The sequence below is a fragment of the Aliiroseovarius sp. YM-037 genome, from assembly GCF_048060095.1.
Taxonomy (GTDB): domain Bacteria; phylum Pseudomonadota; class Alphaproteobacteria; order Rhodobacterales; family Rhodobacteraceae; genus JBLUOA01.
Genome location: NZ_JBLUOA010000001.1, coordinates 767,376 through 784,423 on the forward strand (window position 1 = coordinate 767,376; position 17,048 = coordinate 784,423).

Consider the following 17,048-nt stretch of genomic DNA (forward strand, 5'->3'; position numbering starts at 1 on the left):
CGTATCCTAAGTGTCGGTCAACCGAAGTTCAGCCACGAAGTCATAGGCGTCGCCGCGATAGATGGATGTCGTGAATTCCACGACCCGGCCCGAGGCAAGATAGGAAATCCGTTGAATGTTCAGCCCTGCCGCGCCTTCGGGCAGGTTCAGGTGGGTGGCCTCCTCCGGGCCAAGGTTGATGGCAGAGATCTTCTGGATCGCGCGCACCGGGCGGGTGCCTCGTTCGCCGAGGTAGTCGTAAAGCGATTTTTCAACCGCGACCGGGTCGGGCAGCAGATCGACGGGCAGCGAGGCGCGTTCAATCGCCATCGGTTGCCCATCCGCCGTCCGCAGCCGCTTGATCCGCGACACCGATGCGTCGGGCGCCAGCGCCAGCGCCACGACCTCTTCCGGGGAGGGCATGAACACGCCGCGTTCCAGAAACACGGCCTCGGTCTTCATGCCGCGCCGCTGCATATCCTCGGAAAACGAAGTCAGTCGGCTTAGCGATTGTTCCACCCGCCGCGTTTCCGGCGCGATGAATGAGCCCGAGCCTTGTTTCTGGACAATCGTTCCCGCCTCAACCAACGCCTCAATCGCCTTGCGGACGGTGACGCGGGACATTTCGGTCAGCGTTGCGATTTCGCGTTCCGGGGGCAGGGGGCTTTCGGGTTTCAGCACACCCGCCGCGATGCCGTCCTCAATCCGGCGGCGCAATTGCACGTAGCGCGGGCCGTTATCCTGCGAAAACCAGCCATCGGGGTTCAGGAAATCTGCAACGCTCATCACACTTTTCCTCCGGCGGCGGCCAGACGCAGCGCACCGTCAAGCGCGTTGCCCTTGGCGTCGGTGATCTGCGCCGCCCGCTCGGCGGGCAGATAGGGCGCAAAGGCGGGGCCAAGCCCGCCGACAACGCAGATCGGCTCCGCCCCGCCGGTTCCCAGCGCGCCTAACGCGCGGGTCACGTAACCCGCACCGCGCTGCATCAGATTCTGCGCCGCCGCATCCCCCGCCTTGGCCGCATCGACGATACGCGGGGCATAGGCGGCGATGTCGCCGGGCCGCGCGGTTTGCCCGAACGCGACCACGTCTTGCGGGCGGTTTGAAAATTCTGTCAGCACGTCGGTCAGCAGGCCGCTTGGCGGCAACATCTTGTCGTGACACAGCAGCGCGTCGATCAACAGCGCCCGGCTCAGCCACGCACCCGACGCCTGATCGCCCAACCGAAAGCCCCAGCCACCGATAAAGGTCTGCACCCCATCAACCGAACGCCCAATAAAGCTGCCGGTGCCAATCGAAATGACTGTGCCGTTTTCGCCGCCAAGCGCACCAACGACCGATGTCTCCCGATCGTCAGACACTGTGACATTGCGGATCGGCAAAGCATCAGCCACCCGCGCCGCGATGCCGGTATCAAGCACCCCGGCCAGCCCGCAATGCGCGCGGACAGTGGCGATATCGACCCCTGCGGAGCGGGCCGCATCAAGGATCGTGCCACCCAGCGCCGCAATCGCGCCGTCAAAATCGCTGGTCACATTGGCAGAGGCACCGCGCGCGTCTGCCAACACCTCAAACCCGCCGGACCCTGCGACCCGCGCAAGGGCAATGCGGCAGCCGCTGCCACCACCATCCGCGCCAAGAAAGAAGGTTTCGTGAGTCGATGTCATGTAGATACCTTTATAATACCTATTCAGAATTTGAAAGACCAATATTGAGTTGTTTTCAATAAAAATTAGGTGTTTGGAAAAAATATTGGACAAAAGGTATTAAATAGGTATTGTATTCGAAGCCGAGGGGGATTCGCATGGCTTTGCCGCAAACTGAAATGATGCACACCGCTGCAGCGGCGCTGGATGCCCAGCCCGATGCTGACGTGCTGGCGCATCTGCTTCAGGGGCAGGCGGAGGCGCTCGCGGCTGTTTCGGGGGCGACGGACTCTATCGCCGCCGCATCCGCCCTGATGGTTGAGGCGATCCAATCCGGCCACACCATCATCTACGCCGCCGCCGGATCATCGGCCCTCGCCGCCCTGTCCGACGCGACGGAGCTTCAGGGCACCTTTGGCATCGACCCGGGCCAGATCAAAATCTTCATGGCGGGCGGCATTCCGACAGACGCGCGGATGCCCGGCAACACCGAAGACGACGCGGCTGAGGCCGCGACCGCCGCCCGGGCCATTGACAGGGGTGATGTCGTCATCGGGGTCACGGCCTCGGGCAGCACGCCTTACACCTGCGAAGTCGCCGCCATCGCCCGCAAGCGCGGCGCGAAGGTCATCGCCATCGCAAACAATCCCGGCGCGCAGATTTTCCAAGGCGCGGATGTTGCGATCTGCCTGCCGACCCCGCCCGAAGTCATCGCGGGATCGACCCGGATGGGCGCGGCGACGGCGCAAAAGGCGACGCTGAACCTGATGTCGACGCTGATGGGCGTGCGCCTTGGCCATGTCCACGACGGCTTCATGGTGAACCTGAAGGCCGACAACGCAAAATTGCGCAAACGCGCCGCCGGGATGGTGGCGGCGATTGCGGGGTGTTCGACCGACACCGCCGAAGGCTGCCTGAAAGCGGCCAATGGCCATGTCAAGCAGGCGACACTGCTCGCGCTTGGGGCTGATACACCCGCGCAGGCGGACGACATACTATACCGGACGGGGGGCAACCTGCGTTCGGCGATGACACGACTGAAAACCCCGGTCTGACCGGGCACAAAGGATGTATTAGGGAGGAAAATCATGACACATCTGAAACTCGGGGGCGTATTGCTCGCCTCGACACTACTGGGGGGCACGGCTGCAATGGCGCAGGATGTGACCCTGACGATTGAAAGCTGGCGCAACGACGATTTGACGTTGTGGCAGGACCAGATCATCCCGGCGTTTGAGGCCGCGAACCCCGGCATCAAAGTGCAGTTCACGCCCTCCGCCCCGGCGGAATATAACGCGGTGCTCAACTCCAAACTCGACGCGGGCAGCGCGGGCGACCTCATTACCTGCCGTCCCTTCGATGCATCGCTCGCGCTTTATGAAGCGGGCCACCTGACGGACCTCTCGGGGCTTGAAGGCATGTCGAGCTTTTCCGACGTTGCGAAATCCGCGTGGACGACCGATGATGGCGCCGCCACGTTCTGTATGCCGATGGCGTCGGTGATCCACGGCTTCATCTACAACAAGGACGCCTTCGCCGAGCTTGGCATCGAAGTCCCGACGACCGAAGAGGAATTCTTCGCCGCCCTCGACACCATCAAGGAAGACGGCAGCTATATCCCGATGGCGATGGGCACCAACGACCAGTGGGAAGCCGCCACCATGGGCTACAACAACATCGGCCCGAACTACTGGAAGGGCGAAGAGGGCCGCAACGCCCTGATCGCCGGCGAACAATCCCTGACGGATGAGGCTTGGGTCGCCCCCTTCCGCCAGCTTGCCAAATGGGGCGACTACCTCGGCGATGGGTATGAGGCGCAGACCTATCCCGACAGTCAGAACCTGTTCACGCTCGGCCGCGCCGCAATCTATCCGGCCGGTTCGTGGGAGATTTCGGGCTTCAACAGCCTTGTCGATTTTGAAATGGGCGCGTTCTATCCGCCGGTTCAGGCTGCGGGCGATGAATGCTACATCTCAGACCACACCGACATCGCGATTGGCCTGAACGCGGCCAGCCCGAACGCCGAAGCGGCACAGACCTTCCTGAACTGGGTCGGGTCCGAAGAATTCGCGTCCCTCTACGCGAATGCGCTTCCGGGGTTCTTCTCTCTGTCGAACCACGACGTTGCGATGGAAGATCCGCTGGCGCAGGAATTCGTCAGCTGGCGGGGGGAGTGTAATTCCACCATCCGCTCCACCTACCAGATCCTGTCGCGGGGCACGCCGAACCTCGAAAACGAAACCTGGAACGCCTCGGTCAACGTGATCAAGGGCGAAGAGACCCCAGAAGACGCCGCCGCGCGTCTGCAGGAGGGGCTGGCAAGCTGGTACGAACCCCAACAATAAGCCACTCACGGGGTGGTGGGCTGCACTGCGCGGCCCGCCACTGCCCAAAACGGGCACAAACAAGGGAAAATCACCATGTCTGATACAACCGGCACCCGCCGCTTCCGTTGGCATATCCTCGTGTTTCTTGCGCCTGCGGTGCTTGTTTACACGGCGGTCATGATCTTCCCGCTGTTCAACACCCTGCGCCTTGCGCTTTACACCGAGGTCGGACAGGCCCGCGAGTTCGTTGGCCTCGACAACTTCCGCACCCTGTTCGGCGATCCGCGCTGGTCCGAAAGCTTCTGGAACGCGCTCGGCAACAACTTCTGGTTCTTCTTCATCCATATGATCGTGCAGAACCCGATTGGCATCCTGCTGGCCGCACTTCTCAGCCACCCGCGCTTGCGGTTCGCGCATCTCTACCGCACCGCGATTTTCATTCCGACGATCCTTAGCTTCGTGATCGTGGGGTTTGCGTGGAAACTGATCCTGTCGCCGATCTGGGGCATCGCGCCCAATATGCTTGATGCGATCGGCCTCAAGTCCCTGTTCGAACCGTGGCTTGGCAAGGAAGAATACGCGCTCACCACACTCGCCCTGATCTCCGTCTGGCAGTTCGTCGGCATCCCGATGATGCTGATCTACGCCGCCCTCCTGTCGATCCCCGAAGAAATGCTTGAAGCCGGAGAGATTGACGGCATCACCGGATGGGGTGCCTTCTGGAAGATCAAGCTGCCGCTGATCCTGCCGTCTATCGGGATCATCTCAATCCTGACATTCGTGGGCAATTTCAACGCCTTCGACCTGATCTATTCCGCGCAAGGTGCGCTGGCGGGGCCGAATTACTCAACCGATATCCTCGGCACCTTCATGTATCGCACCTTCTTCGGGTTCCAACTTCAACTGGGCGATCCGCATATGGGGTCCGCGATTGCGACGGCGATGTTCGTGATCATCCTTATCGGGGTCTGCATATACCTCTGGGGCATCCAGACCCGCCTGCGCCGCTACCAGTTCTGAGGGGATGACAATGAACGCTGCACGCCAAAATATCCGCACCACCATCGGCGCACATGCTGTGCTGCTGACATGGGTCGTGATCGCGCTGTTCCCGGTCTTTGTGATCCTGATCAACAGCTTCAAGAACCGTCGCGCGATCTTCAAGGAACCGCTGGGCCTGCCGAACAACGAAACCTTCAGCACCATCGGCTATGAAACGGTCATGAAGCAGGGGGATTTCTTCCTCTACTTCCAGAACTCGCTGATCGTCACGATTGCCTCGCTGTTCTTCATCCTGCTGTTCGGCGCGATGGCCGCCTTTGCGCTGGCGGAATACCGGTTCAAGGGCAACCTGTGGATGGGGCTTTACCTCGCGCTCGGCATCATGATCCCGATCCGCATCGGCACCGTCGCCATTCTTGAAATGATGGTGGCAAGCGGCCTTGTGAACACGCTCACCGCGCTGATCCTCGTCTATACCGCGCAAGGCTTGCCGCTGGCCGTGTTCATCCTGTCCGAATTCATGAAGCAGGTCAGCGATGACCTGAAGAACGCGGGCCGCATCGACGGCCTGTCGGAATATACGATCTTCTTCCGGCTGGTCCTGCCGCTGGTGCGCCCGGCGATGGCGACGGTCGCGGTGTTCAACATGATCCCGATCTGGAACGACCTGTGGTTCCCGCTGATCCTCGCGCCCGGTGAATCGACCAAGACGCTGACGCTGGGGTCGCAGGTGTTCATCGGCCAGTTCGTCACCGACTGGAACGCGGTCCTGTCCGCGCTGTCGATGGCGATCCTTCCGGCGCTTGTGATCTACGTCATCTTCTCGCGCCAACTGATCCGGGGCATCACATCGGGGGCCGTCAAATGATCCGCGCCGTTGTCCTTGGATTGGGGAACATGGGGATCAGCCACGCGCTGGCGCTCCATCACCATCCCGAGGTCGAGATCGTCGGCCTCTACAACCGATCGCCCGTGACGCTTCCGTCAGCACTTGAGTCATACGATTGTCATACGGGAGTCATACGCGATGTGTACGCCGAAAAACCCGATCTGGTGGTGATCGCAACCTACTCCGACAGCCACGCCGATCTGGCGGTTCGGGCGATGGAGTCGGGCGCCCATGTCTTCGTCGAAAAGCCCTTGGCCACAACGGCCGAAGACGCGAAACGGGTCGTCGCAAAGGCCGTTGAAACCGGCCGCAAACTGGTCGTCGGCTACATCCTGCGTCACCACCCCTCATGGGTCCGCCTGATCGAAGAAGCCCGCGCCCTCGGTGGCCCCTACGTCTTCCGCCTGAACCTCAACCAGCAGTCGTCGGGTGACACGTGGGAAACGCATAAGGCATTGATGCAAAACACTTCTCCGATTGTTGACTGCGGTGTTCACTATGTCGATGTGATGTGCCAGATCACCGATGCGCGGCCCGTCCGCGTGCACGGAATGGGCCTGCGCCTGACCGACGAAATCGCGCCCGACATGTATAATTACGGGCAGTTTCAGGTGGTGTTCGATGACGGCTCCGTCGGCTGGTATGAGGCCGGCTGGGGCCCCATGATCTCGGAAACCGCGTTCTTCGTGAAAGACATCATCAGCCCCAACGGCGCGGTGTCGATCACCGATGGAAATAAGGGAAATTCCGACGATATCGACGGCCACACCAAAGTCGGTGGATTGCTGATTCACCGCCCCACTGGCGACACCCAAATCGACATGCCGAATGAGCCCGGACACCAGGAATTATGCGACGCGGAACAGGCCTATGTCGTCCGCGCCATCACCGAAAATATCGACCTCACCCGACACATGAATGACGCGGTGCAATCGCTGGCGATCTGCCTTGCCGCAGATGAAAGCATCCGCTCCGGTAACGCTATAGAATTAGGGGATAAATCATGACCGCCCTTCACCTTGAGAACGTCTGCAAATCCTTCGGAGAAGTCGAGGTTTTACACGACATAAACCTGACTGTGGAGGAGGGCGAGTTCGTCGTTTTCGTCGGCCCGTCCGGCTGCGGGAAATCGACCCTTTTGCGGGTGATCGCGGGGCTTGAGGATGCGACCTCCGGCACCGTCGAAATCGCCGGGAATGTGGTGAACACAACGCCCCCCGCAAAGCGTGGCATTGCGATGGTGTTCCAAAGCTACGCGCTTTATCCGCACCTATCGGTCAAGGATAACATGGCGCTCGCGCTGAAGCAGGCGAAGGAACCGAAAACGGTGATTGAGGAGCGCGTGACCGAAGCCGCGCGGATGCTGTCGCTTGGCGACTACCTCGACCGTCGCCCCGCCGAGCTTTCCGGCGGGCAACGCCAGCGGGTTGCAATCGGCCGGGCCGTGGTGCGGCATCCGAAGCTGTTCCTCTTTGACGAACCACTATCGAACCTCGACGCCGCCCTTCGCATGAATACCCGGATTGAGATCGCGAGCCTTCACAGAACCCTTGATACGTCAATGGTTTACGTGACCCATGACCAGACCGAGGCGATGACTCTGGCCGACAAGATCGTCGTTCTGCGCGACGGCCGGGTCGAACAAATCGGCGCCCCGATGGAGCTTTACAACAAGCCCGCAAACAAGTTCGTCGCCGGGTTTCTTGGGGCACCGTCGATGAACTTTGTCGATGCGAAATTGATCGGGAAACCGGGCGCGAAAACGCTCGGTATCCGCCCCGAACATCTGAACCTTGGCGAAGGCCAGTTGAAAGGCACCGTCACCCATGTTGAACGCTTGGGTGGCGACACCAACCTGCTGGTCAAGCTGAACGACGGAGAAACGATCACCGCCCGCCTGTTCGGTCAGCGCGACGTCGCCGTTGACGCCGCCATCGCCTTGCAGTTCGACGAAGCCGACGCGTTCTTCTTCGATGCGGAGGATCAGGCGATGGTCGCCTGATCCACGCCTATACATTCCGATTTGGGCGGGGTAATAACGGGCGAAATCCACAGAAAATTGCAGGAATTGCCCGATGACCAGCTCCGTTCTCGACCAGTTGCGCGAAATGACGACCGTTGTTGCCGATACCGGCGACATCGCCGCGATTAAACGGTTGGAGCCGATTGACGCGACGACCAACCCATCGCTGATCCTGAAAGCTGCGCAGATGCCGGAATACGCGGATCTGATCGACGCCGCGCTTGGCCGGGTCGATCGGTCGGGCAAATCGCAGGACGAGATTATCGAGGATGCGATAGATCAGATCGGTGTCGGCGTTGGCAGCGAAATCCTGAAAATCATCCCCGGCCGTGTGTCAATTGAGGTTGACGCGCGCCTGTCCTTCGACACTGATGCGATGATCGAAAAGGCGCGCAAACTTGTCGGGCTGTTCGACGGTATGGGTGTTGGCAGGGACCGCCTGCTGATCAAGGTCGCCGCGACGTGGGAAGGCATTCGCGCCGCCGAGGTTTTGGAAGGCGAGGGGATCAATTGCAATATCACGCTGATCTTCAACTTCGCGCAAGCCCGCGCCAGTGCGGAAGCCGGTGTTTTCCTGATCTCGCCGTTCGTTGGGCGTATCCTTGATTGGTACAAAAAGACCAATCCCGACACGACCTACACCGCCGAAAACGATCCCGGCGTCCTGTCGGTGACTGAGATTTACCAGTATTTTAAGGACAACGGCTTCAAGACGGTCGTGATGGGCGCAAGCTTCCGCAACACCGGTGAGATCAAAGCGTTGGCCGGCTGTGACCGGCTGACCATCAGCCCCGCGCTGCTGGATGAAATGGCCGAAGACAACAGCGATCTGCCGCGTCAGTTGGAAGACAAGGGCGCGACCAAAACGCCGGGTGCGAAGCTGGACGAAAAGACCTTCCGCTGGGAAATGGCCGCGGACGCGATGGCGACCGAAAAGCTTGCCGAGGGTATTCGCGGGTTTGCGGCGGATTCCGAGAAACTTGAGAAAATCATCGCCGACATGCTTTGACGGCGGGCCGCGGGCAGGGATATTTTTGGAAAATGGTATCAGGCTTCGGGAAGGAAGCCTGACCGTCCAATGCTGACATAGCCGACAAAGCCCGCCTGTTTTGCATCCTTTTCCGAATAGACGTTACGCAGGTCGGCCATGACCGGGTGCGCCATTTTCTTCGCCAGTTTTTTCAGGTCAAGCGCGCGAAACTCGTTCCACTCGGTCAGGATTACCACCGCATCCGCGTTGCGCGCGGCCTTGTAGGCATCGTTGGACCAATGGACGCCGGGCAGCAGCGCTTCACCCTCGCGTCGGCCTTGGGGATCGACAACGCGCACCTTGGCCCCGCGGCCGACAAGGGCCGGAACGATGGTAAGCGATGGCGCGTCGCGCATGTCGTCGGTGTTGGGTTTGAACGTCACGCCGAGCACTGCGATGGTTTTGCCGTTCACGCTGTCGCCGCAGATATCCATCACCTTGTCGAACATCCGGCGTTTTGTTTCGTCGTTGACCTTGATCACCGTTTCCGTGATCTGCATCGGCACAGCGTTTTCCTGCCCGATCCGAGCGAGCGCTTTGGTGTCCTTCGGAAAGCAAGACCCGCCATAGCCGGGGCCGGCATGCAGGAACTTGTTGCCGATCCGGCCATCCAAACCGATGCCGCGCGAAACTTCTTTCACGTCCGCGCCGACCCGCTCGCAGAGGGCTGCGATTTCGTTGATGAAGGTGATCTTCGTCGCAAGGAAGGCGTTGGCGGCGTATTTGATCATCTCGGCGGATTCGAGATCGGTGGTGACGATTGGGAAGTCGCGCAGGAAAAGCGGGCGGTAGACATCTTCCATCACCTCGGCCGCGCGGTCGTTCTGGACACCGACGATCACCCGATCCGGGCGCATGAAATCGTCAATCGCCGCCCCTTCGCGCAAGAATTCAGGGTTGGAGGCGACGTCGAATTCCGCATCGGGGCAGGCTTTGCGGATGATCTGTTTTACCTGCCGATTGGTGCCAACGGGGACGGTCGATTTGGTGACGATGACGGTATATCCGTCAATCGCGTTCGCGATTTCCTCGGCGGCGGCATAGACATAGGTGAGGTCCGCGTGTCCGTCGCCGCGCCGGGTCGGGGTGCCGACGGCGATAAAGACCGCATCGGCGCTTGCGACGGCCCCGGCGAGGTCTTCGGTGAAGGTCAGGCGGCCGGCGCCGGTGTTCTTCTGGATCAGGTCTTCAAGGCCGGGTTCATAGATCGGCACCTCGCCACGGGTCAGGCGGTCTATCTTTGACGGGTCTTTGTCGACGCAAATAACCTCGTGCCCGAAATCCGAAAAACAGACGCCAGACACCAGCCCCACATATCCGGTTCCAATCATCGCGATTTTCATCTGGTGCCCCTCGTCTTTCGTCCTGCCAGATCGACATGCGGCATGGTGACGGGGGTGTCAACGGCGCTATAGTTCCAGCGATACCCAAAGCACGCGCGCATCGTCGTTGCTGACCGACACACAACAGTGGCCCATGCCGCTGTCGTAATAGACGCTGTCCCCGGCGGACAGGCGCAGCGGGCGGTAGTGTTCTGTGTGAAGCTCAACCTCGCCCTCAAGGACGAACATGAATTCCTCTCCGCTATGGCGAATCCAGTCGTCGTAATCGGAAATATCCCGCGCCTTGATGCGAGAGATATAGGGCAGCATGGCTTTGCTGGATAATTCGGTGCAGAGCAGTTCGTGTTCATACGTTCGGGTTGACCGCGCTTCGCCCTGTCCTTGCCGTGTGTAATCACGGCGCCCGGATACGCCCTGATTGCGGGATTGCAGGAACAGCTGCGGAGTTTGCAGCTCAAGCTCTTTGGTCAGGCGGCGGATGATGTCGAAACCGGCGCGGGTCTGATCGTTTTCGATCTTTGATAGGGTCGACCGCCCAATCCCGGCACGACGCGCGGTTTCTTCCAGCGTCCAGCCTTTTTTGCGCCGCGCCTCGCGGATCATCCGCGCGAGGGAAGAGCCGTCCTCGGCATTCGGGGGCAGGTTGTCCGATGCGACGGGCTGCAGGTCTTCCATCTCGGCCATCGTGTATCCTCAAAGGAATCAGTTGAACGATCTTTAGTATAGGCATATGAAGGGCAAAATGACACAGAAGGAAACTTGTTTCCTATAGGGGAATTTTGGCGAACGGGCCGAAAATCTCGCGGGAAACCCTGAAAAGGACGCCGATATGTCAAGTACACCCCGCCGCACTCCGCTTTATGATCTGCACGTCGAACTTGGCGGCAAGATGGTTGATTTCGCCGGTTGGGAAATGCCGGTGCAATATCCAATGGGGATCATGGGCGAACATACGCAGTGCCGTGAAAAGGCCGCGCTGTTTGACGTGTCGCACATGGCGCAGGTGTTGGTGAAAGGTGATGGCGCGCTTGAGGCGTTGGAGTCGCTGGTTCCCGCGGCCCTGTCAACGCTGCCGGAAGGCAAGGCGCGTTACACGTTCTTTACCAATGAAAACGGCGGGATCATGGACGATCTGATCGTCAGCAACGCGGGCGGCTACGTGTTCATCGTCGTCAACGCCTCCATGCGCGATCAGGACATTCCGCATATGCGCGCCGGCCTGCCGGATCACGAGGTGATCGAGGTCACGGATCGCGCGCTGATCGCCGTGCAAGGGCCAAAAGCCGAAGCAGTGGTTGCCGCGCTTTGCCCTGAAGCGGCGAATTTGAAATTCATGGAGACCGTCGCGGCGGACATTAAGGGCGCGAAGTGCCGTGTGTCGCGGCTTGGCTATACGGGTGAGGACGGATACGAAATCTCAATCCCCGAAGCCCATGCGGAAGAGATCGCCCGCGCTTTCCTTGCGCATGAGGATTGCGAACCGGCCGGCCTTGGTGCGCGCGACAGCCTGCGGCTGGAGGCCGGGCTTTGCCTTTATGGAAACGATATCGACCAGGACACCACGCCTATTGAGGCGAACCTCAACTGGGCGATCCAGAAACGTCGCCGGGAAGAGGGTGGGTTTCCGGGGGCGGAGCGGATTTTGAAGCAGCTTGCCGACGGTCCATCCCGCAAGCTGGTTGGAATTTTGCCCGATGGCCGCGCCCCGGCCCGTGCAGGCGTTGAAATTCAGGACGCAGAGGGCAATAGTGTCGGAAGCATCACCTCTGGCGGGTTCGGCCCAACGGTTCAAGGACCGGTCGCTATGGGATATGTCAGTGCTGACCACGCTGAGGTCGGCACGAAACTCAACCTGATCGTGCGCGGCAAGGCACAACCCGCAACGGTCGCTGCCCTGCCGTTCGTGCAGCAAAATTATAAACGCTAACTCCGGGAGCTAACCACATGGCCATCTACTATTCCGAAGATCACGAATGGATCTTGGTCGAGGGCGATACAGCCACCATCGGTATTACCGCACACGCTGCTGAGCAGCTTGGCGATGTTGTCTTTGTTGAGTTGAAAGAGGCTGACGACGAATACGAGAAGGGCGACGAAATCGGCGTTATCGAATCCGTCAAAGCGGCGTCTGAAATCTATGCTCCGGTCGATTGTGAAATCATCGAAGCGAACGACTCGCTGGAAGGCGCACCCGGCAATCTAAACGAAAGCCCCGAGGGCGACGCCTGGATCTACAAGGTCAAGATCAACGATGCCAAGCAGCTTGAAGATCTGATGGACGAAGACGCCTACAAGGCCTTTATCGGCTGATCCCGAAACACCTGCGACACCCAATCTGATCGCGCCCGACCGCGCGATCAGCGTTTCTGAAGGGAACCCCCCAATGACGTTCAAGCTTACCGACTACGAAGCCTACGATTTTGCCAACCGTCGCCACATCGGGCCAAGCCCTAAGGAAATGGCGGACATGCTCAAGGTCATCGGTTACAAGACGCTTGATCAACTGATTGATGACACGGTTCCCGAAGCGATCCGTCAGGCTGAACCGCTTGATTGGGGTCCGGCAATGACCGAACGGGACGCGCTCTATCACATGCGCAAGGTGGCGAATAAGAACAAGGTTCTGACCTCGCTGATCGGGCAGGGGTATTACGGCACGACGACCCCACCGGTGATCCTGCGCAACATCCTGGAAAACCCGGCGTGGTATACGGCTTACACCCCCTACCAGCCCGAAATCTCACAAGGCCGACTTGAGGCGCTGCTGAACTTCCAGACGATGGTGTCCGACCTGACCGGGCTAGACATCGCAAACGCGTCGCTGCTGGATGAATCGACCGCGGCGGCTGAGGCGATGACGATGGCCCAACGCGCCGGAAAGTCGAAGGCCGAGGCGTTCTTTGTCGATGAAAACTGCCACCCGCAGAACATCGCCGTTATCAAAACACGGGCTGAGCCGCTGGGGATCGACGTCATCGTTGGCGATCCGCTGGATTTCGAGGCCGACAAGGTGTTCGGTGCGATTTTCCAGTATCCCGGCACCTATGGGATCGTGCGCGACTTTACCGACATCATCGCGAAACTCCATGAACATAAGGCGCTTGCCATCGTTGCGGCGGACCCGCTGGCGCTCGCCCTGCTGAAATCACCGGGCGAGATGGGGGCGGATATCGCAATCGGTTCGACCCAGCGTTTTGGCGTTCCGATGGGCTATGGCGGCCCGCACGCGGCCTATATGGCGACGCGCGATGCCTATAAGCGTGCGATGCCGGGGCGGATCATTGGTGTGTCGGTCGACAGCCGTGGGAACAAGGCGTACCGCCTGTCCCTGCAAACCCGCGAACAGCATATCCGGCGCGAAAAGGCGAATTCGAACGTCTGCACGGCGCAGGCATTGCTGGCCGTCATGGCGTCGATGTATGGCGTTTATCACGGTCCCGACGGGATCAAGGCCATCGCGCAATCCGTGCACCGCAAGACCGCGCGCCTTGCGAAAGGTCTCGAATCGTTGGGCTTCAAGGTCGAACCCGAAGTGTTCTTTGACACGATCACGGTTAATGTCGGAGCGATGCAGGGCGTCGTGATGAACGCCGCCGTCGATCAGGGGGTGAACCTGCGAAAGATCGGAAACGATCGCGTGGGCATCAGCCTTGATGAACAGACCCGCCCCGAAACCATCGAAGCTGTCTGGGCGGCCTTTGGTGGCGATATGAAAGACGACAGCGAAAAGAACCGCGAATATCGCCTGCCCGAAGCCAACCTGCGCGACAGCGAATACATGACTCACCCGATCTTCCACCTGAATCGGTCCGAGGCGGAAATCACGCGCTATATGCGTCGCTTGGCTGACCGCGATCTGGCGCTTGACCGCGCGATGATCCCGCTTGGGTCGTGCACGATGAAGCTGAACGCGACGATTGAGATGATTCCGGTCACATGGCCGGAATTTGCGAATATCCACCCCTTCGTACCTGCCGATCAGGCCGCCGGATACACGCAGATGATCGAGGACCTGAACGACAAGCTGTGCCAGATCACCGGCTATGACGCGATCAGCCAGCAGCCGAATTCCGGCGCGCAGGGTGAATATGCCGGGCTTCTGACAATCCGTGGTTACCACGAAGCGCAAGGGGAAGGGCATCGCAACATCTGCCTGATCCCGACCTCCGCACACGGAACAAACCCCGCGTCGGCCCAGATGGTCGGCTGGAAGGTCGTTCCTGTGAAAGCGGATCAGCACGGCAATATCGACCTTGACGATTTCCGCGCCAAGGCGGAAGAGCACGCAGATAACCTTGCCGGGTGCATGATTACCTATCCTTCGACCCATGGTGTGTTTGAGGAAACCGTTGGCGAAGTTTGCGACCTCACGCACAAGTACGGCGGTCAGGTTTATATCGACGGGGCCAACATGAACGCGATGGTCGGGGTGTCCCGCCCCGGTGACATTGGCGGTGATGTGAGCCACCTGAACCTGCACAAGACGTTCTGCATCCCGCATGGCGGCGGTGGCCCCGGTATGGGTCCGATTGGCGTCAAGGCGCATCTGGCCGATTACCTGCCGGGTCATCCGGAATTCGGCGACAGCGTTGGGCCGGTCAGTGCGGCGCCGTTCGGCTCCCCCTCCATACTGCCGGTCAGCTGGGCCTATTGCCTGCTGATGGGCGGGGCCGGTCTGACGCAGGCCACGAAGGTCGCGATCCTCAACGCGAACTATATCGCGGCGCGGCTGAAGGGATCATACGATATCCTTTATTCGTCAAAGAAAGGTCGTGTCGCGCATGAATGTATCCTTGATACACGGCCGCTGGATGAAAGTGCCGGCGTCACCGTGGACGACATTGCCAAGCGCCTGATCGACAACGGTTTTCACGCGCCGACGATGAGCTGGCCGGTCGCCGGAACCCTGATGGTGGAGCCGACGGAATCCGAACCGAAGGCCGAAATCGACCGCTTCTGCGAGGCGATGCTGTCGATCCGCGAAGAAGCGCGCGAGATCGAAGAGGGCAAGATCGACAAGGAAAACAACCCGCTGAAGAACGCACCACACACGGTTGCCGACCTCGTCGGGGAGTGGGATCGCCCCTACAGCCGCCAAGTCGCCTGCTACCCGCCGGGCGCGTTCCGGGTCGACAAATACTGGTCGCCCGTCAACCGGGTGGACAACGCCTATGGCGACCGGAATCTGGTTTGCACCTGCCCACCGATGGAGGCTTACGCCGAAGCGGCTGAGTGATCTGACCGGACGGCTGCGCGTCAGCCGTCCGGTACTTGCAGGGATCAAAGGTAATCCCAGTGATTGCGCGTTGCACCTGCGGGTGGCAGGCCGACATCGCGGCGTAGATGATCATTCAGATCGCGCGTCGCTATGACCTTCTTGCCTCCGTGGCCCCGAAGCGGTGCCATGACCGCCGCGACCAGAACGCGCCATGCCCCGTGCTGTTCAATCAGGGCGTTGATGGGTATGCGCAGGTCTGCGAAACCCGCTGTCTTCTGAATATGTGCCATTTTGTTTGACCGGCCGCATTACGCGTGCCGACTCCTGTCGCAAATGTGTTGTGAAGACGCCCGAACGACAAACGGCGGCAGCCGAAGTCACGGACATCACGATTGAGTTTGGGCTTGGAAAAAGGCGCCTATGGGTGGCGCCGGTTGGCGGCGCCTACGACCTGAATGCTCGGTCGTTTAGCGATGTATGGTCGCCGATCATCCCAATACACAAGGGCGTGGCAAAAACGATATCAGTCATGTTAACGCCCCTTTTGTTTGCGTTTTGGATGGAGCGTGAACATACACGGTTTTCGATTCGCGCCAAGCCTAAAACTTTTGCGACCGTCGGGTTGTGGGATTTCCGCGCAACACGCGCGCCGCCGCAGGTGGTCAGGGGCCGTCGACTTTGCGACTGCGAAACACGGTGTAAAGGCCGCTGCCGACGATCACGAGGCTACCGATGATCGTTAGCGCGTCGGGCCGTTCGGCAAACACCAGAATGCCCAGCACCATTGCGAAAACCAGCCGCGTGTAGCGGAATGGCGTCACGAAAGAAATCTCTCCGATCCGCATCGCTGCCGTGATCGCGTAATACCCCGCAACGCCGAAGAGTGTCGCCGCGCATAGGTTGATCCACGTCCAAACGTCCGGCCAGATTGCGCCGCCGGTGATCGACAGCAGGATCGTTCCCGCGACGATCAGCATCGCGAAGCCATAGATGCCAAGCTGGCGGTTTGACATGGTGGGTGGGGCCGCGCGGGTTGCCAGATCACGACCAGCAAACCCAAGCGTGCCGAGCACCGCAAAGATCGACGCGAATTCAAACCCCGCGAGGCCGGGCCGCAGGATGATGAGGACTCCGACAAAGCCGATGGCAATCGCGGACCACCGCCGCCAGCCGACCGTTTCGTGAAAGAACAAAACCGCCCCCATCGCGACGACCAGCGGCGTCGCTTGGAGGATGGCAGATGCGCTCGACAACAGCGTCAGGGCGATGGCGAGCGTGTAGAACAGACGCGCCGCGACTTCGCAGGCAGAACGGATCGCAAGCGGCGGTGTCAGGATCGCCGGGTGCAGCAGACGTTCGCCGCGCCGCGCGGTCATCGCGCAGAACACCAGCATCCCGATTAACCCAAAGATAATAAGAGCTTGTCCAACAGGAACGACTGCTGTTGCGGACTTGATGAACATATCTTCAAGGGCGAATCCGGCCATTGACGCGACCATCAATACGCTGCCCTTCAGGTTGTCGTTCACGCGCGCGCCCTCTCACCGCTTTTCTGCCGGGTTAGGGCGTCTTGTCGGGGGGTGCAAGTGGC

The 17,048-nt window shown here is 60.1% G+C and carries 16 protein-coding genes; 10 read left to right on the forward strand and 6 right to left on the reverse strand.

Going from position 1 to position 17,048, the window contains the following annotated elements:
* Positions 1–6 precede the first annotated feature (6 nt).
* Both ACEWPJ_RS03690 and ACEWPJ_RS03695 read right to left on the reverse strand, forming a co-directional pair.
* Positions 7–765: a GntR family transcriptional regulator gene (locus ACEWPJ_RS03690; protein WP_416510977.1), complete on the reverse strand. Its 759-nt coding sequence runs from the start codon at positions 763–765 to the stop codon at positions 7–9.
* A complete protein-coding gene (locus ACEWPJ_RS03695) occupies positions 765–1,646 on the reverse strand; it encodes a BadF/BadG/BcrA/BcrD ATPase family protein (RefSeq protein WP_416510979.1) in 882 nt (293 codons plus the stop codon). Before ACEWPJ_RS03695 ends, ACEWPJ_RS03690 begins: the two co-directional genes overlap by 1 nt.
* A gap of 137 nt (positions 1,647–1,783) precedes the next feature.
* On the opposite strand from ACEWPJ_RS03695, the gene ACEWPJ_RS03700 reads away from it, so the two are divergent.
* The 7 genes from ACEWPJ_RS03700 to tal all read left to right on the forward strand — a co-directional run bounded on the left by ACEWPJ_RS03700 (position 1,784) and on the right by tal (position 8,875).
* A complete protein-coding gene (locus ACEWPJ_RS03700) occupies positions 1,784–2,680 on the forward strand; it encodes an N-acetylmuramic acid 6-phosphate etherase (protein WP_416510980.1) in 897 nt (298 codons plus the stop codon).
* Positions 2,681–2,713: 33 nt separating this feature from the next.
* Positions 2,714–3,970, forward strand: coding sequence for an ABC transporter substrate-binding protein (locus ACEWPJ_RS03705; protein WP_416510982.1), 1,257 nt, complete (start codon positions 2,714–2,716; stop codon positions 3,968–3,970).
* A gap of 75 nt (positions 3,971–4,045) precedes the next feature.
* Positions 4,046–4,972, forward strand: coding sequence for a carbohydrate ABC transporter permease (locus ACEWPJ_RS03710; protein WP_416510983.1), 927 nt, complete (start codon positions 4,046–4,048; stop codon positions 4,970–4,972).
* A gap of 10 nt (positions 4,973–4,982) precedes the next feature.
* The gene (locus ACEWPJ_RS03715) at positions 4,983–5,822 is read left to right on the forward strand and encodes a carbohydrate ABC transporter permease (RefSeq protein ID WP_416510985.1); all 840 of its coding nucleotides are present in this window, start codon (positions 4,983–4,985) and stop codon (positions 5,820–5,822) included.
* Positions 5,819–6,850, forward strand: coding sequence for a Gfo/Idh/MocA family protein (locus tag ACEWPJ_RS03720; RefSeq protein ID WP_416510987.1), 1,032 nt, complete (start codon positions 5,819–5,821; stop codon positions 6,848–6,850). Before ACEWPJ_RS03715 ends, ACEWPJ_RS03720 begins: the two co-directional genes overlap by 4 nt.
* Positions 6,847–7,845, forward strand: a complete 999-nt coding sequence (locus tag ACEWPJ_RS03725; RefSeq protein WP_416510989.1) for an ABC transporter ATP-binding protein — start codon at positions 6,847–6,849, stop codon at positions 7,843–7,845. Before ACEWPJ_RS03720 ends, ACEWPJ_RS03725 begins: the two co-directional genes overlap by 4 nt.
* A 73-nt stretch (positions 7,846–7,918) precedes the next feature.
* Positions 7,919–8,875, forward strand: a complete 957-nt coding sequence (gene tal / locus ACEWPJ_RS03730; RefSeq protein ID WP_416510991.1) for a transaldolase — start codon at positions 7,919–7,921, stop codon at positions 8,873–8,875.
* Positions 8,876–8,913: 38 nt separating this feature from the next.
* On the opposite strand, the gene ACEWPJ_RS03735 is transcribed toward tal, so the two are convergent.
* Both ACEWPJ_RS03735 and ACEWPJ_RS03740 read right to left on the reverse strand, forming a co-directional pair.
* Positions 8,914–10,239 carry a UDP-glucose dehydrogenase family protein gene (locus ACEWPJ_RS03735; RefSeq protein WP_416510992.1) on the reverse strand — a complete coding sequence of 442 codons (1,326 nt, stop codon included), beginning with the start codon at positions 10,237–10,239 and terminating at the stop codon, positions 8,914–8,916.
* A 66-nt stretch (positions 10,240–10,305) separates the two neighbouring features.
* Positions 10,306–10,914 carry a helix-turn-helix domain-containing protein gene (locus ACEWPJ_RS03740; RefSeq protein ID WP_416512998.1) on the reverse strand — a complete coding sequence of 203 codons (609 nt, stop codon included), beginning with the start codon at positions 10,912–10,914 and terminating at the stop codon, positions 10,306–10,308.
* 154 nt (positions 10,915–11,068) lie between these two features.
* Between ACEWPJ_RS03740 and gcvT the strand changes: the two genes are divergently transcribed.
* The 3 genes from gcvT (at position 11,069) to gcvP (ending at position 15,475) form a co-directional block, all read left to right on the forward strand.
* Positions 11,069–12,166: a glycine cleavage system aminomethyltransferase GcvT gene (gene gcvT / locus ACEWPJ_RS03745; RefSeq protein ID WP_416510994.1), complete on the forward strand. Its 1,098-nt coding sequence runs from the start codon at positions 11,069–11,071 to the stop codon at positions 12,164–12,166.
* A gap of 17 nt (positions 12,167–12,183) precedes the next feature.
* On the forward strand, positions 12,184–12,549 hold the full coding sequence (gene gcvH / locus ACEWPJ_RS03750; RefSeq protein ID WP_416510995.1) for a glycine cleavage system protein GcvH: 366 nt from the start codon (positions 12,184–12,186) through the stop codon (positions 12,547–12,549).
* Between the two features lie 73 nt (positions 12,550–12,622).
* Positions 12,623–15,475, forward strand: a complete 2,853-nt coding sequence (gcvP, locus tag ACEWPJ_RS03755; RefSeq protein WP_416510996.1) for an aminomethyl-transferring glycine dehydrogenase — start codon at positions 12,623–12,625, stop codon at positions 15,473–15,475.
* Positions 15,476–15,519: 44 nt separating this feature from the next.
* Here the strand turns inward: gcvP and ACEWPJ_RS03760 are convergent, their stop codons facing one another.
* Entirely contained in the window at positions 15,520–15,747 is a 228-nt protein-coding gene (locus ACEWPJ_RS03760; RefSeq protein ID WP_416510998.1) for a hypothetical protein, read from the reverse strand.
* Positions 15,748–16,119: 372 nt separating this feature from the next.
* A complete protein-coding gene (locus ACEWPJ_RS03765; protein ID WP_416510999.1) occupies positions 16,120–16,986 on the reverse strand; it encodes a DMT family transporter in 867 nt (288 codons plus the stop codon).
* Between the last annotated feature and the right edge of the window lie 62 nt (positions 16,987–17,048).